Here is a 15,267-nt window from a genome sequence, read left to right as displayed (position 1 = left end):
CGCCTTCCCGCTCTACCCACTGTGTCAGGGCCGCCAGGCCGCGCTGGAGCGCCTGCTGCGCCTTGCTCGACCCCCTTTCGCCCCGCGACTGGCCGCAGGGGTGGGAGAGGGCGCCTGGTGGGGTTGCACGCCGAGCTTGGTCAGTCGCTCCTGCTGCTCGGGCAGGAGTCGCGGCCAGGTGGCTGGCTGCTTCTGCTGATGGAGCCACTTGCCGACGTCGTCGCCGTCGAAGACGACGCCCGGCGCGATGTGTGGCAGGGCGCCGTCGGTGTCGACCAGGTCGGCGAGGGCGCGGTAGTGCCGTTGCCAGTCCAGCGGCTACGAGCAGTTCCAGTCCGGGTCGATCGCGGCCAGCTGCGCCGCGCGCTCGGCGGCCCGCTCCACGTCTTTCCCGAGACCGCCCTTCCTGCGGAGGTTGGCCATGTGCTGCCCGACGGGCACCATCTCGTCGTCCTCGCCCCACACCGCGTTGCCGGGGCGCGAGGTGTTCGGTGGCGCGGTGGTAGGAGCGGAGCGTGGCGAGCTTGGTCTCCCATGCCTCCTCGCCGGGTTCCCAGAGTATCCCGGCCTCCGGGGCGTCCAGCAGCGTCTTGCGCCGTTCCTCCAGCTCCCCGGCCCGCAGCGCCTTGCGCTGCTGGTGCACCCACCGGCCGAGGGGGAAGTCCTTGGTGACGCCGACCTCGACCTCGACGTCGTAGGGCACGGCGTAGACGCCGGTGATCTCGTTCTCCTTCCGCCACCGCAGCAGGGCCTGGTAGCCCTCCAGCCAGACCAGGGACTCGGGCCGGTAGACCCGGGTGCGCAGGAACGCGGCGATCGTGGCGGCGCCGCGCGGGCTGGAGAAGTGCAGCAGGGCCGCTTCGGCGACGGTCTGGGTGTCGTCGTCCTCCTGGTCCTCGCCGTCGCCCGCGCCGCCGGCCCCGACGATCCGCCCGTCCTCGTCCCGCCGGACGTGAACCTTGCGCTTCCCGCTCGTGAGCGCCCGGGAAGCGAGCTGCTCGACCAGACGCTCGTCGTGGGCGCGCAGGCCCTGGAGGACGGCTACGAGTGGTTTGTAGCTGGCGGAGGCGATCATGTCGGTGGGGTCCTCGCCGGGTTCCAGGAACACGGGCACGATGATCCGCGCGATCTTCGTGGTGCCGTCCTTGTTGAGCCGGAGTGCGCGGCCGATGTTCTGGACGATCTCCACCTGCGAGCCGCGGGTATCAGCGAAGCAGATGGCTTCCACGCCCCGCTCGCCGGTGATGTCGACGCCTTCACCGAGCACGCGCACGCTGGCGAGGAAGGCGCGGTGGACCCGTCGGCCGGCCGCGTCGATGCCGTTGGCGAACTGGCGCAGGATGTCGCGCCGTTCGGCGACGAGGTGGTCGCCGCACAGCCACGCCGACCACACCCGGTCCGGGGGTACATGGCGACCGGCCTCCAGCTCGTAGAAGGCCGCGTCGATCGACGACTTCGGCAGCCGGCCCGCAGCGGCCAGGTCGTCGTTGGATGCGTCGTTGACGTACAGCTCGGCAGCGGTCTCCGGGAGCTTCTCCGCGAACGCGGCGGCTTCCTCGACCTTCTGGTGGAAGGTCATGACCGTACGCAGGTTGTACGCGGCGGCGTGCTCCAAAAGTGCGGTCTGCAGCAGCGCCAGGCGCCGGCCGCGCCGCGCTTCCTCCGTCTCCCCGAGGACGGGGGAGGGGTCGCGGATCTCCAGGACGTCGATCTCGAACCCGGCAAGGATCTCCCGCTCGATCGCCTCGCTTAGTCCGAGCTCGGCGAGCCACGCCCCGTACGTACCCTCCGGGTCGTCCGCCATGCTCGCGATCTCCACCTCCTGGCCCTCCGCGCCGTTCTACGGCCGGGCCGCATCCAGGATCCGCGGGGTTGCGGTGAGGTAGAGCCGGAAGTCGGCCGGGATCCGCTGGTTGTCGTGGATCGCCGCCCACGGCCGCCCAAGATCACCGGCGGTGCCGTGGGCCTCATCCACGATCGCGAGGTCGAACGGGGCCATCCGCTGGCCGTACAGGCGCTCTCCGCCCGCGAGCGCGGCTTCCAGCGGCCCGCGAACCTTCCGCTGCCCCGTCGGGTCCTCGGGATCCTCGCGGTCCACGAGGGAGGCGTACGTGGCGAGCACGACGACCGGCCCTGCCCCGGCCCACAGCGAGAGCTGGATCGGGTTGGTGGTGGTGCGCACCCCGAGCGAGTTCAGCACCGGGTCGTTCTCCAGCGAGCACACCGCGACCATCGGGGCTCGGTGGCCCACCTGGCGCCACGCCTGGGCGGTCTGCACGAGCAGGTCCAGGGTCGGGACGGTGACAAGGATCCGGCCGCCCGCGAAGGACTCCAGCGCGCACGCGGCGGCCGTGATCGTCTTGCCCGAGCCGGTCGCTGACACGATCGTGCCCCGGGCCCCCTGCGGCGGCACGGATGATCTTTCAGGGAATCCGACCCATGTACGGAAGGCAGATTTCTGATGGACCTGGTGTTCCCTGAGTGAGATGACGTGCATTTTCTGGTTCCCTTTTCCGGGGCGGACTTCAGGTTGCCGGGGCGTGGGGTTATTTCGAGGGTGTGCCGATGTCGTCGAGTCCTCTGAGCCCCCACGAGTCCAGTCCGGCGTAGATGGTGGCGGTCTGGCAACGCGGTGATTCCATGATTTCGGCTTCGCCGCGGTAGACGGCGATCAGCGAGTCGGTGCCGCGCCACCAGGTGTCTGCAAGGCCGGCGACCTCTGGCACGACCTCGCCCCCCGTCGGCGGACGGACGGGCGCCCTCCCGGGACTCTGCGCTCACGGGCGAGGTCTGTGGGAGGAAGCTGCCCCGGTCCGACAGCTACCCCGTTTCCGGCCGATCCTCAGGTGGGTCAGCCGCGAGATGGCAGGAAGACGCCCACGGGTGACCTGGGACTTACTGGATCACGCCACCGGCCGACATCAGAATGACCGCGTGCGCGACGCGTACGACACGCACGCCTCGAAAGCGGAGGGTCCGGTGCGCTGTCTTCGTTCGCTCCATCCGACAGCGCAGTCCGGGACCCGAAAGAGAATCACGTGCACCTTCGAGAAATCTGGCGATTCCCCGTCAAGTCCATGCGTGGGGAACAGCTGAAGAGCGTCGAACTCACCGACAACGGCCTGACCGGTGACCGGCACGTCCACGTCCGGGACTCCCGCGGCCTGCTGACCGCACGGGTGCGTTCCCGGCTGCTGGGTCTGTCGGCGACCACGGCCGAGGATGGCGGGGTGCTGGTGAACGGGCACCCCTGGGACGGACCGGAGGCCGCGGAACTGATCCGCGGCGCGGCCGGCCCCGACGCGGAGGCGGTGCGCTACGCCGGCCGGGAGAGGTTCGACGTCCTCAACCTGACTGTCATCACCGACGGGGCCGCCCAGGCCCTCGGCCACGACCCGCGCCGGCTCCGGTCCAACCTGGTGATCGGCGGCGTCCCCGGCCTCTCCGAACGCGACTGGCCCGGCCGTACCCTGCGCATCGGCGACGCCGTCATCGGCGTCCTCAAGCTGCGGTCCCGCTGCGTCATGACGACGGTCGACCCGGACACGGGCGAGCGGAACCACGACGTCCTGCGCGACATCCACCGGCTGTACGACGGCACCTTCGCGCTGGACTGCTGGGTGGCCTCCCCCGGCACCGTCACCGAGGACGACGAGGTCCGGCTGACCGACGAGGAGTGGCCGGAGCCGGTCCGCGGCGGCTGGATCGTCGGGGCGCCGTACGTCGTGCCCTAGCCTCGCCGCCCGGCCTCGCCGGTCTCTTCGCCAGGCGCGGCGGGGCGGACCGGCGAGGGGGTGCGCGCGACGCGATCATCGCTCCCGGGGACGGACGTGTCGTTGTGAGATCGGCCGACGTTGGGGCCGTGGGACGCGGCGTCGGATGAGGGGTCAGGTCCCGGCCCCCGCAGAGCCAGGAGGCCGAGCGGGCCGTGCTGGGCACCCTGATGAGCAGTACGGGGGCGTCCGGGCGGTACTTCGCGGAGGAGTACTACCGGCCCGCCCACGCCACGATCCACCGCGCCATCTGCGGCCTGCACCAGGCAGGAGAGCCGGTCGACCCGATCACCGTCGCCGGCAGGCTGACCGAGCGCGGGGAGCTGACCAAGATCGGCGGAGCGGCGTACCTGCACGCCTGCGTCCAGGCGGTGCCCACGACCGCGAACGGCCCGCGCTACGCGGAGATCGCCCGCGCCAGGGCGTACCGCCGACGCCACCCCGCTCCTGCCCGGCCGCCCCCATCACCGACGCCACCGCCGGGGTCGCGGTTGGCGACCAGGTCGCCCAGGCCGCCAATCGCGCCGCCCTCGCTGCCGGCGACATCGCCCCGGACCCGTTCGCCCCGCAGCCGCTCGACCCCGAGGCCGTCACTGGCCCCCCGGAGGAACAGCTGGCCGCCGTAACGGCCGCCCTGCACCGCGCCAAGAGCACGGCGGCGGGCAGCGCCAAAGCCGCGCGGGTGCGCCTGACCATCGAGCTGGGCGCGGCGCTCGACATCGCGCTCGACCGAGACCTCTACAAGGCTGGCGGGTACACCAGCGTCGAGGCCTACGCCGAAAGCCGAGGTCGACCTCAACCGCCAGTACGTCTACGAGCTGATCGCCGACAGCAAGCGGATCCGGGCCGTCATGGCCGCCGGACTGTCGGAATTTTCCGACAGTCCGCTGCCCGCCTCCCACGCGAAAGCCCTCGCCCCGACCCTCGCCCAGGACAACGGAACGGCCAAGGCCCACGAAGTTGTCACCGATGTGCAGGCGAGCGGTAAGAAGGTCACCGCGGCCGCCCTCGCGGCCGCCGCCAAGCGGCTCGGTTACACGCTCCCGCGCCCTGCCCGGAAGGCTGGCGACGACCAGGAGGCCGAGAAGCAGCGCCGCGAGGAAGCCGGTCGCAGGCTCACCGCCGCCGCCGACCTCGCCGCCCGCGCCCTCGCCCAGTACGAAGAAGCCCTTGCCCTCGACGCCGCCCCGGCTGGCCTGGAGCGCGCCGCCGCCGACCTGGCCCGCCTGAACAGGATCGGCCGGACACTGGCGAAGCAGACCCGGCTCCCGGGCGGCCAGGCCACCGCGCCCGCGTAGATGTCTCCAGGCCCCTGCCCGAGGCGCTGCCGGCCGCGCGGAGAAGCCTGCGCCTGGTGGTCGACTTCATCGCCCAGGAGTCCCCTGTCCTCGGCCCGCTCGACAGGCAGAAGCCGCAGGGCAGGGATGGTGCTCGTGGTCCTGGTGCTCGTCGTCGGATCGGTGCTCAGCGGGCGCGCATCGTGCTCGTCGCGACAGTCTGCACGGACCGCCATCTGGCACCGGAAAGGCACCGCCACCCGCCGGCGCCTGACAGCCACCCGCGCCGGTCGCTTGCCGGTGCCTGGGCGGTACCGGGTGGCGGTGCCCGCGCCTGGTGCTCTGTGGGAACACTCGTTGTCGAACCGAGGCCCGACTGCCGCGGTGAAGTGTCGTCTGGAACAGCAAGAAGCCCGTGCCGTCAGGCACGGGCTTCTGTACGAAGAAGTGACGTCAGTCACAAGGAGCGTGCCGCGAAACACGTCTCCAACGAGTGCGCATCGAAGCCATTCGAACAAGCAGCTCGTAGCGCCGAGTTTCCACTGTTCGCTTTACCTAGGTCATCGCACCGGACGCTGCCGGACGGTCCCGGACACCCCTACCACTTTCCCGGCAACTACCAGCACGTTCCCTCGGAGTTGGGGTCATCTCACCGGACAGTCCCGGACAGCTCTGGACGGAGAGTCAGCGTTCGTGCAGAAGCCTAGATTCCCATTTGACCAGCTTTGTAATCTAATGTTCCATCAGTAACGTTCGGTAGCGACGCTCCTGACGGTCCATTCGGAGCTGAGGAGTCCGGTTCGGGGTCAGTTGAACCAGATATACCGGGGCGACATCATTGGGATTGCACCGAAGGCGTGAGGGGCCCGCGAAGCCCTCGTCTACGCCTCCGCCTGCGCGCAGTCCGCGCATCTCGCGCATCGAAGCCATTCGACGAAAGGTCATCAGATCGTGTTCCCCTTCTATGTTCTGGGGGTCGGCTGGGTTTTCCAGCCGGTCGTCCCTATCTCCCCCGGGTGCGTGTACGCGCCCGTCGAGCAGCCCAAGACCTTCGGGTTCCGCCTCGCCACTATCGGGAGCCTGGCACTGCTCGTCCTTGTGTGGCTGTCCCTCACCCACCCTGTGGAGGTGATCGGAGCCATCCTCGCCGCGGTTGCCCTTGAGGCAGTGCTCCGGCTGGGCCACGGCATCTCCCGCACGCTCCGCCGCCGGCGTAATGCGAAGAAGGGGGGATGGCCGTGGGCGTAATCGAAGATCGGATCAGGTTCGCCGCAGAGCTGAAAGATGTCTTCGAGCGGGAGGCCAATTCAGGCCGCGACCCCTTCAGGCGGGTTCGGGAGGAAGGGATCCCCCATGAGGTCTTGGATAACTACTTCATCGGCCGACGACTTCCCAGCAGGCGCAACCTTGATCGATTGCTGGACTTTGTTCTCCTCGACGCTGAGGAGCGTGAGTACCTGCACTCGCTGCGCAACCTGGTTGCCCACCACGGCCTGAAAACGCCGAACGAGAGGCCATCGCTTCGGCGTGAGCCTTCGTACGTTCCGAAGTTCGGCCAGCCGGACCCCATCGGTGTCGGCAGTCCTGCGGAGCTTCAGGAAGTGCTGAACGCGGTTCACGTGTGGGGAGGCGAGCCGTCACTCAGGACCCTGGAGCGCCTCAGCAACGGGGTGCTTCGGCGTAGCACCGTGAGTGACATGCTGCGAGGGACGCCCTTGGTGCCGGACTACGACCGCTATCTCGCGTTCCTTCGTGCGTGCGGCGTCGAAGCCCTCGATGTCTGGGTGTTCACGTGGCGGCGCCTGGTTGCGCTGAAGAAGTCTGCTCAGGTCGCTGAACGGATGGGTGGGATGGCTTCGGCGTAGGCCGGCGTTCCCGCGCCTGCAACTGAAGGCCTGCACCCTGGTGTGCTTGCTGCCGTACGTCATCGACGTGACGTACGGCAGCGGTCGGAGACGTACGCGGAGACGTCGGCCGGGGTCTCGCCGATGTAGCGGCAGAGTGCCTCGGGCAGCGGCGGCATCCACTGGGACATCACCTTCAACTGACCACCCACCCAAACCCGGCGGCATCACCCCACGCCAGCCGACCACACACCATCCCCGACGCCCCCGGGCAGGCGCCTTGCGGGGCTTGCCCATGCCCATGGCATGGCCGTATTCAAGGCTTGCCCAGGGTCGCCTAAGGCTTGCCCGGCCGCGAGAAGTACCAGGTCAGAGGTACGCGATCTATTGAATGAGGTCCCCTCGGGGCTTTGGGTGCCGGGGAGTTGCGCGGCTAACCCCTTCCTCCTTGAAAGTGCGGATCGCCGCGTCGACCGACCGGCCATCCCACACCCACCTCGAGGGGGACTTCCATGTCCACGACCACGCTCCTGGTCCTGCTGCTCCTGCCCACCGTCGGCCTGCTCGTCCTGGCCGTGCCCGGCTACCTCGTCTGGCGCCACCCCCGCCTCGGCATCCCCCTGACGGTCGCCTGCGCGTTCGGCGCCCTGTACGTCGCCGCCGTCCTCGGCCTCGCCGACCTGTAGAGCCGGCCCCCGGCAACGGGGGCCGGAGGCCGTACGGATGCGCAGCCGTTCCGGGGTGGGCAAGCCCTCCCGGGCCCACCTCGGGAGGGTTGCACCGAAGGTTGTCCCCACCGTTGTCTGCAGAGGTGCACTAGGGGTTGCACCGGAGGTGTGACCGGAGGTGGGACCCCCACTTTCGCGATCAAGAGCGTTCCTCCTGGTCAGGCCCCGTGGGCAAGCCTGATCCGCGCGACGACACCTCTTTGTACGCATAGCCGTACGAAGAGGCGAACCTGCGAAAGGCCGGGGCACGGGTGTCGGGGAGACTTGGACGGTGACCACCGCACCACGCCGTCCCCTCGGCCCCGGCCGGACCGACCTGCCCGAGCCGGTCGTCCGCGACCGGCGAGCGATGACCGCTGCCGAACGCGCCGCTGCCGGTGGCCGGGCCGCCGAACCCGCCCCCGCCCCCGGAACCGCGCTTTTGACGTCCCGCCTCGCCCGGCGGCGCCGTCTTGGCGGCGGTCCGGCGGATGCCGGGACCACGTCCGTGCTGCTGCCGTAGGGTCGGCTCCAGCCCGCGCCGATATGGCGTGCGCGGGCGAGGCCCGGCGCCCAGATGCGCTCTGGGAGCAGTACCGCCGGGCCGCCCCAACTCTTCTTGCCGCGTGCCAGCGCCGCCCTCATCGCCGCCATTGCTCTGGTCGTGGCCCTGCGATGACCCAGCCCTGTCACGCCGCCTGTCACACGGCCGACCTGTCACGAGCGCTGACCTGCGCCCCCCGTACCTCCACCCCGGATCCCGGTGTGACAGCACCTCGAGTGTCAGCTCCGCCCGGTGGCGGCCGGCCTGCTCGGGTCGAAGGGGGGACACCCCCTTGACCGCCTTGCACCCGACGGCTGGCTCCCTTGCCCACCTGTCGATCAAGGGGGCGCGGCCATACGCCCACGGACCTGCCAGGGGCGAGACGACCGGCAGTTCGTCTTCGTCGAGTCGATCGAGTTGATGTGCCGGAACGAGGCCAAGACGTTCCACACGGTTCCGAAGATCGAGTCGGTGTGCAGCGGAACAAGGGCGAGGCGCTCTTCACGGAGATGAAGAAGGTCGGCAAGTCCTACTTCTACAAGGAGGAAGATGAACCGGGTCGTCCGTCGGGAACGGCAGGGGCACATCAGCCCACCTTGATCTTGGTCAAGAACGGCTACGTTGGCGACGACATCGTCTTCGAGATGGGCTCCAAGGTCAGGAACATGTGCATCGTCCGCAAGGCCTCCGAGCTCGCGAAGCCCAAGTTCAAGAGGATGTACGTCTTCCAGAAGCGCCGCGTCCGAACGTCCGTTGACTGTCGACCTGGTGACCAGTAGCGGGGCAACTCCTGAGCCACTCCCAGGGACATGCACGCGGGTTGATGAGGAGAAGCGGGTCGAGATCGACGTAGTTTCTGGACTTCTTCGTCGGGCCCGGCGGTCTGACCCTGGGGTTCGACCAAGCCAGGTTCACACACAGTCATTGCATGGTTTCCGCAGGTCAGAGACTTTCCCCCGACTCTGCCGCCCGAAAGCCCTCGGCGACCCTCGCCCTGCCGATTGGGGCAGGTCTGCGCCCCCTGCGTATCGTGTTGAACGCGAACTCCCGATACGACGACGGGGAGTCCCTGCTGCACCGAGCTTTGGCCGGCGTGGGCGCAGCGGCGGGACTCCCCGACCAGTCGTAGCGGGTGCCTCGTGCACGGGACGAACCGAACATCGAGAAGGCAGGTACGCCTATGTCACACCCAACCACTGGATTCGACGGTACCGCAGGATCCGGAGATCAGGTTCACGCGCAGGAGCCCCACGCCGGGCCGATGCTGACCACGCACGGCGCCGTTGTGTTCCTCTTCTCCGTGATCATCGGAGGGGGCTTCGGTCTCCTGACGTACGCGGCGACCCCCAACCTCCCCACGGCCGTACTCACCGGCCTCACCGCCGTCGGCGCCAGCCTCTTTGGCCTGCGCCAGATGATCGGCCGCTAAGACCGGCGTGCAAGGCGCCTCGTCCCGCCCGGACCTTCCTGGACGGGACGAGGCGCGCTCGGCCTGAAGCGAGAACTCGACAGCCGTAAGACGCCCTCCGGGACGGTACAGAGCGCTTGTTGACGGGACGACACAACATGTGGGGGGTGCCTTCGAAGTTCCGTTCTTCGCCTAGGCTAGGGATCGTTCCTCCTGAGACCGGTCCTCGAGTCTCCGTCCCAACTAGGGGCGGTGCCCTGGGGCCCAGGGCCAACGGGCCGTGTTGGGAGGGGCAGATGATGCCCGAGAACGAGCAGCCACCGGCTGGTCAGAAGAAGCGCCGCGCATGGCAGGCGGTGATCGACTGGCTGGCGCCGCTGCTGGTCGCGGAGATCATCGACAGGGTGGTGACTCTCTGGCTGGGCTAGAGATGGACGAGGACCGGACGAGATGGTCGGCTCATGACTGAGCCCGGCCGCGAATCAGTCGGCCGGGCTTCGTAGTCACACCTTGAGGCGACGGCCTGGGACTGGCGGCAACCGGTTCCGGGCCTTCGTCATTTCCACCACCGCGAGGCGGCCATGGACAAGGTGTCCATCGCCAGGTTAGCCGAGCCAGGCACCGATAGGCACCATCGCACCACGGTGAGGACTGGTGAGTCTCAGTGAGGGGTCATGAGGCTGGACATGGTGGTGCGACCCCGCTGGGGAGCTGTCCAGCAAACCCGGCTGCGCACCTGGCCAGGACATCTTCTAGTGCTCTGACCGCGAAGGTTCGCCAGGTTGAATGACGCGCTGATTCGGTTAGACAGGTGGACGTGGGCCGACGCTGGTGATGGTGCCGGTCCACCCGTCCGGTTGATCGGATTCGCGCCAGAGGACCTCCAGGCCTCTGTGCGTGAGTTCTTCGGCCTTCTGGCGGCAGGCAGCCTGCGCGATACCGGGCTCGGACGAGGACACGGGATCGTTGAGAGCGCCATCGGCGACGCCCGACGGTTCGGTGAAGTAGATCGCATACCGCCATCTGCCGACGGTTCGGTAGAGCACGAGAGTCGTCGGGGTCCCGATGGTGCGCCAGTACGGCTGCCGCTTGCCTGCCATGTCCGCACGGTACTGGTCCCGGTCGGATCCACCACCACGATCAAGCAGCTCGGATCAGTGGGCGTCCGCCCCAGCGGATGCCCTTCTCGCTGCGGATGCAGGCGCGTTCCCTGCGTTGCGCGGCCAGGACATCGGGGTGGCGGGCGTTGGTGTTCCGTCAGCGTAAATAGGCGTGCAGGGCCCGGGTCTGGACGGTGTGGTTGCGGTGGTGGGAGTTGGCGACGGTGAACTGCCGCAATGGTCCGAAGTGGGCCTCGATCGGGTTGGCCCAGGACGCGTAGGTCGGGGTGAAGCACAGCTCGACGCGGTTCTTCTTCGCCCAGCGCCGGATGGTCTCGCCCTTGTGGGCGGAGAGGTTGTCCAGGATGACGTAGATCGGTGCGCCGTCCGGGCGGGCCGCGCGGATCGAGCGGAGGGCGGTCAGGGTGTTTGCGGCGCCCTTCCTGCGGCGGTTGACGCCCCAGAGTGTGTCGTCGCCGATCGAGTAGCAGCCGTGGAAGTAACGGACGCCGTGGGTGCGGTGGTAGGTCGCGGGGTGCCGCTCGGGGTGACCGGCAGGAGCCCAGCCCGAGCCGCCAGTGGGGCGGATGCCGAGCGGCCCGAACTCGTCGAACGCGAAGACGCGGTCGAGTGTCAGTTACCTATCTAGTTACAACGTCGCAGGCTCGTTTACCTGGGATGTTGCAGATCCATGGGGAAGAATTTAAGAGTCCTCTGAGCTGGGGGTATCCATCTAAGGTCAACTTGATCATGCTGTCGACCAGGCATGCGTTAGATCTAATGCGAGGTGTTGCAACTTCATCGGTAAATTCTTTCGTTGAGAGGGTGCGCGGATCGAAAGCTCTGGCGTGGTCATGCCAAAATGAGATTTGTGTGGCCTGGTGACGTGCCGGTCCAGATCTTCCCAGGGAGATGCCCTGGGTGACCGCGGTCCAGCCGTGTCGCGTTGCTATTCGCTGGGCCACAGTGCGGATGGCCGATAGCGAAGTTCCAGTTGGGACCTGGCCTCGGCTGTCTCGTCAGGCAGCAGTTCCTCCCCGGCCGGGTGCCGCCATCCGTCGGACGGCGGCACCACGCGCATGGGGATCGGGGTAGCCGCCGCGCCGGCAGTTCGGCCAGGCCGACTGTTGATCCCAAACTCTACCCATCCAAGCGGGGCCCGTCCGCAGGGCCGATGTTGCTCTCGTGCCGGTAGGTGTGGATGTCGAAGGATGGTCGAGACTACAACCCCTAGCGGGGCGATTCTCATGGTTATGGCGCTGATGAGAGCGATGCCGCCGCGGGTCCAAAGCGCCAGTGGCGGGCGCGCTGCTCCGCTTGGCGCAGCGTTCGGGCCCTCAGTGGGAGAGCGAGCCACGTGTTGTGACGTCGGTGTCACTCGGAGAGTGTGTCGCCGTGACGTCCGCGCCCGCCTGACCAGGGCGCCCGCCGCTGCCTGGATCTCGTCCGGAAGCTTGGCTCGAGTGGCACTTCTGGAAGTCCATCACGAATCAACCCTCCTGCTGAATGTCCTTCAGCAGGAGATACACGCTGAAGTACACGTCGGTGTGCAACAACCGTTCGAGGTCGGTGAGGAGTTGTTCCAACTCGGCGACGGCTCGTTCTGTGTCACCCGCAAGGTGACGTGAGAACGCCAGCTCGCGGCGAGTGATGAGGGTGTTCCGGTGGTCAGACCCGAACACGCGCTCCATGTCCCAGAACAGTGCCTCGCGGGCTGCCACTTGCTCGTTGACGGGCGAGAGTGGCGCCTGCAACCCAATGAGCTTATGACGGGCCGTGAGTGTACGTGGATGGTCGGGCCCCAGGGCACCGGAGCGGTGTGTGAGTAGGCCGCGCATGTACTCGGCTGCGGCTTCGATATTGCCGCGGTGGTGGGCCAAGTCGCTTCTCGTGCCGAGGATCTCGGGGTGGTCGGGCCCGAGGATCCGGGTCTGGTCCTCCAGGAGCGCCTCGAATGCTCCGTCGATCTCGTCTTCGCTGCCGGTTTCGCGCGTCAGATAGAGGATGTTTTCGCGTGTGGTGAGGATGTGTGGGTGGTCAGAACCCAGGACCCGGATCTCGTCGCCCAGTAGAGCTTGGTGCTGCTCCAGCGCTTCGAGCGGATCCTCCTCCCAGCTGGCCAGGTTGTTGCGGACAATCAGGACCTCGCGGTGGTCGGGGCCGAGAACCCGGATTTGGTGCTCGAGGAGCTCCTCCAGAAGCCGGACGGCCTCCGCGACGTCTCCTGCCTCGCCCAGGCATCGGGCGTGGTTCGCACGGGTGACGAGAGTCTGGACGTGGTCGGGGCCGAGGACGCGCATACGCACCGCGGCCAGCTCCGCGAACTCCTTCGCTGCTCCGGCTGGGTCGCCAGCCTCGCAGCGCCAGAATGCGTGTCCATGTCGCGCACTCAGGGTGTACGTGTCCTCAGGGTCGAACCGGTGGGCTGCTGTGGTTGCGAGCTCGCCGAAGCGAGCGATGGCGTCGCTGACCTGGCCGCTCTCGCCAAGGCTGCGGCTGGCCTTGAGCAGGAACTGTGGATCATAGTCGGGATCCCACAGATCCTCCTCTCCCACAGCTGACTCCAACCTGAAGGCACTGGTCAGCAGTGCCCTGGTGATGTCGCCGTCGTAATTGTCCTCAGGCCAGACCTCGGAGAGCGCGCCGCCGACAGTGCGCCCCAGATCGCCGTGCCATCCCTGCGGGACCGTGTCGTAGGCCGCGTGCTGGGTGAGCGCGTGGACGGCCACCAGGTTCTCGGAACGGTGGCCCGCAGCATGGCCGTGGACAGGGGAGATGTTCACCAGGCTGAGGCGACTTAGCGTCCGCATTGCTTGGGCCACGTCGTCTGCGCGCACGTGCTTGGTCCAGGACCCCGAATCATTGAGAGCAGCGGAGAAGTACGTGATGGCGCGCCAGGTTGTGAGCACGCTGGCTGGGAATCCGGACGGGTCCAGGAAGCTGGCAAGCTGCAGGATCGGCGTTGCCAGGCCGCTGGTGACTTCGTCGGCCCGCTTGAGCGAGAGGCCCAGCACTCTGGCGAGGGTTTCACTCTGGTCGTCAGGGAGAGCAGCTGGACCGGGAGAGAGCTCTGTGAGAGGGAGCCGTCGATTCAGCAGATCACGGTACCGGGCAACAGTCATCCCGGCGTCCGAGAGGTCGACTACATACGAGGCCGCTTGAGCCAGCGCAAGCGGTAGGTGACCGAGTTCCTCTGCTAGGCCGGCGATTTCTTCAGGCGGCTCGGACAGGCGATGCGTGGCAAACCGGCGACTGAGATAGGCGCTCGACTGGTCAGGGGAGAACGGACCGAACTCAATCAGGTCCTGCATGGAGGAACGAAGGCCAGGATCGCGCCGGCGGGTGGTAATCACCACCTGCCCGGCCTCACGCTTGGGAGGCCACAAGCCGCGCATGTTCAGTGGGTCACGGAGGTCGTCCAGGACGATGAGCCACCTGCACCCGGCAGTCCCGAGCCATTCCACGAACGCGGTCGGTGCGGTTTCGAGGTTGCCGGCTTCGACGGCGCCGACCATCGCTGCAGCCCTGCCGAAGGCCCCGCGTATACCCTCGACACTGGCGGCGTTGACCCACACCACCAGATCCGTCTTCCCCTGCCTCAACAGCCAATCGGCATGATGGGCGGCGACCTGACTCTTACCGGTGCCACCCATCCCTGCCAGTACGTGGCTGTATACCTGCTGGCCGTCGGCCGTGGCCCCAGAGCGAAGGAGACCTTGCACAGCACGGTCCTGAAAGTCGTCAGCAAGCACAGGGATCACCCCAACCTGCAGCGGCAGATCAGCGCTCCGGACGCCCCCGGCACGGCCAGGAAGGTCCACCACGCCCACCCGCGCGCACAAGGCCCCCAGTCCTGACCGGCGGATCTCTCCGGCTAGAAGAGAGAGAGTGATCCGCTTACGGAGGACCTGTTCGGTCGGATCGAGAACCGCGACCAACGCGGGCCAGTTCGGCCCGGCACTACCCTGCATAGCGCGGTGCGTGAGCTGCAGAAGCCGCTCGTACAACGCATCGACCTGAGCACCAGTCAGGTCAGCTGCCAGCTCCTGCAGCGCCTTCCAGTTTCGTAGCTCGAGCTCACCACGCCTAGGCAACTCCTCTATACGAACCAGGCTCAGAAACTCGACCAACAACGCACGATCCGAAACGTTCAAGTGGCTTCCGACCTGCTGGACCACCGCTGCACGACTACCACCGGCACCACCGGCCAGGGCTTTGACATCGTCGCTCTTCTGAAGCTGCCCCTCCAGTCCCACCGTGAGTTGGTACGTGAGCTCGAAACCCTTGAGCGCCTGGTGCGTACGCCACAGACTGCGCAGAGGTTCGGCCTTGATGATCCCGGCCAGAGTCCACGACTTGTTACCGTCGCGTGTCTTGATCTGCTGGAAGTCCCAGCGCGCGGCCAGACCTTCAGGGTCCGCCGAAGCCACCACGATGTCCTCGATGTGCTCACACGTCACATGCCTGACGCCCCTTCCCCCAAGCATCTGAAGGATCGGCCGCAGCGCGGCGTGTGCCTGGTACTCGAAGCGCTGCTGGGTCATGGAGCCGGAATCATCCGGTGCCACGATGTTGATCGGATCGGTCACAAGATCCCCCCGGATGCGTGCGGCG

The 15,267-nt window shown here is 67.7% G+C and carries 12 protein-coding genes and 3 pseudogenes; 10 read left to right on the top strand and 5 right to left on the bottom strand.

The features are described from left to right. Both OG580_RS36105 and OG580_RS36100 read right to left on the bottom strand, forming a co-directional pair. Positions 1-2,497 (bottom strand): annotated as a pseudogene (locus OG580_RS36105) (Helicase associated domain protein); the annotation flags it as partial. Positions 2,498-2,546: 49 nt separating this feature from the next. Next, the gene (locus tag OG580_RS36100) at positions 2,547-2,726 is read right to left on the bottom strand and encodes a hypothetical protein (RefSeq protein ID WP_323182704.1); all 180 of its coding nucleotides are present in this window, start codon (positions 2,724-2,726) and stop codon (positions 2,547-2,549) included. 312 nt (positions 2,727-3,038) lie between these two features. On the opposite strand from OG580_RS36100, the gene OG580_RS36095 reads away from it, so the two are divergent. The 10 genes and pseudogenes from OG580_RS36095 (at position 3,039) to OG580_RS36050 (ending at position 9,981) form a co-directional block, all read left to right on the top strand. After that, positions 3,039-3,734 carry an MOSC domain-containing protein gene (locus OG580_RS36095; protein WP_267048285.1) on the top strand — a complete coding sequence of 232 codons (696 nt, stop codon included), beginning with the start codon at positions 3,039-3,041 and terminating at the stop codon, positions 3,732-3,734. A 176-nt stretch (positions 3,735-3,910) separates the two neighbouring features. After that, positions 3,911-4,399: pseudogene (locus OG580_RS36090) on the top strand (DnaB-like helicase N-terminal domain-containing protein); the annotation flags it as partial. 225 nt (positions 4,400-4,624) lie between these two features. After that, positions 4,625-5,071 carry a hypothetical protein gene (locus OG580_RS36085; protein ID WP_267048284.1) on the top strand — a complete coding sequence of 149 codons (447 nt, stop codon included), beginning with the start codon at positions 4,625-4,627 and terminating at the stop codon, positions 5,069-5,071. A 930-nt stretch (positions 5,072-6,001) separates the two neighbouring features. After that, positions 6,002-6,298, top strand: coding sequence for a hypothetical protein (locus tag OG580_RS36080; protein WP_267048283.1), 297 nt, complete (start codon positions 6,002-6,004; stop codon positions 6,296-6,298). Then, complete coding sequence (locus OG580_RS36075; RefSeq protein WP_267048282.1) at positions 6,289-6,915, top strand: hypothetical protein; 627 nt, start codon at positions 6,289-6,291, stop codon at positions 6,913-6,915. The genes OG580_RS36080 and OG580_RS36075 overlap by 10 nt, the downstream gene beginning before the upstream one ends. 491 nt (positions 6,916-7,406) lie before the next feature. Next, complete coding sequence (locus OG580_RS36070; protein WP_267048281.1) at positions 7,407-7,580, top strand: hypothetical protein; 174 nt, start codon at positions 7,407-7,409, stop codon at positions 7,578-7,580. Between the two features lie 313 nt (positions 7,581-7,893). Then, positions 7,894-8,124 carry a hypothetical protein gene (locus tag OG580_RS36065; RefSeq protein WP_267048280.1) on the top strand — a complete coding sequence of 77 codons (231 nt, stop codon included), beginning with the start codon at positions 7,894-7,896 and terminating at the stop codon, positions 8,122-8,124. Between the two features lie 494 nt (positions 8,125-8,618). After that, positions 8,619-8,924, top strand: coding sequence for a hypothetical protein (locus OG580_RS36060; RefSeq protein ID WP_267048279.1), 306 nt, complete (start codon positions 8,619-8,621; stop codon positions 8,922-8,924). Positions 8,925-9,406: 482 nt separating this feature from the next. Continuing rightward, the gene (locus OG580_RS36055) at positions 9,407-9,574 is read left to right on the top strand and encodes a hypothetical protein (protein WP_267048278.1); all 168 of its coding nucleotides are present in this window, start codon (positions 9,407-9,409) and stop codon (positions 9,572-9,574) included. Between the two features lie 275 nt (positions 9,575-9,849). Beyond that, complete coding sequence (locus OG580_RS36050) at positions 9,850-9,981, top strand: hypothetical protein (protein WP_267048277.1); 132 nt, start codon at positions 9,850-9,852, stop codon at positions 9,979-9,981. A gap of 375 nt (positions 9,982-10,356) precedes the next feature. Here OG580_RS36050 and OG580_RS36045 read toward each other — a convergent pair whose 3' ends face one another. From OG580_RS36045 to OG580_RS36035, 3 genes and pseudogenes are all read right to left on the bottom strand, one after another. Further along, positions 10,357-10,653 carry a hypothetical protein gene (locus OG580_RS36045; RefSeq protein WP_267048276.1) on the bottom strand — a complete coding sequence of 99 codons (297 nt, stop codon included), beginning with the start codon at positions 10,651-10,653 and terminating at the stop codon, positions 10,357-10,359. 40 nt (positions 10,654-10,693) lie between these two features. Then, positions 10,694-11,281 (bottom strand): annotated as a pseudogene (locus OG580_RS36040) (transposase); the annotation flags it as partial. An 862-nt stretch (positions 11,282-12,143) separates the two neighbouring features. Further along, positions 12,144-15,242 carry a dsDNA nuclease domain-containing protein gene (locus OG580_RS36035; RefSeq protein WP_267048275.1) on the bottom strand — a complete coding sequence of 1,033 codons (3,099 nt, stop codon included), beginning with the start codon at positions 15,240-15,242 and terminating at the stop codon, positions 12,144-12,146. Between the last annotated feature and the right edge of the window lie 25 nt (positions 15,243-15,267).

The organism is Streptomyces sp. NBC_00094 (genome assembly GCF_026343125.1).
Classification (GTDB): domain Bacteria; phylum Actinomycetota; class Actinomycetes; order Streptomycetales; family Streptomycetaceae; genus Streptomyces.
Note: the sequence above shows the minus strand (reverse complement) of the source record. Positions and strands in the feature narration are given on the sequence as shown.

What these genes read in the sequence shown, in the direction of transcription:
- OG580_RS36070 (WP_267048281.1), top strand. Translation starts at nt 7,407, where the DNA reads ATGTCCACGACCACGCTCCTGGTCCTGCTGCTCCTGCCCACCGTCGGC.
- OG580_RS36085 (WP_267048284.1), top strand. Translation starts at nt 4,625, where the DNA reads ATGGCCGCCGGACTGTCGGAATTTTCCGACAGTCCGCTGCCCGCCTCC.
- OG580_RS36055 (WP_267048278.1), top strand. Translation starts at nt 9,407, where the DNA reads ATGCTGACCACGCACGGCGCCGTTGTGTTCCTCTTCTCCGTGATCATC.
- OG580_RS36045 (WP_267048276.1), bottom strand. Translation starts at nt 10,653, where the DNA reads ATGGCAGGCAAGCGGCAGCCGTACTGGCGCACCATCGGGACCCCGACG.
- OG580_RS36050 (WP_267048277.1), top strand. Translation starts at nt 9,850, where the DNA reads ATGATGCCCGAGAACGAGCAGCCACCGGCTGGTCAGAAGAAGCGCCGC.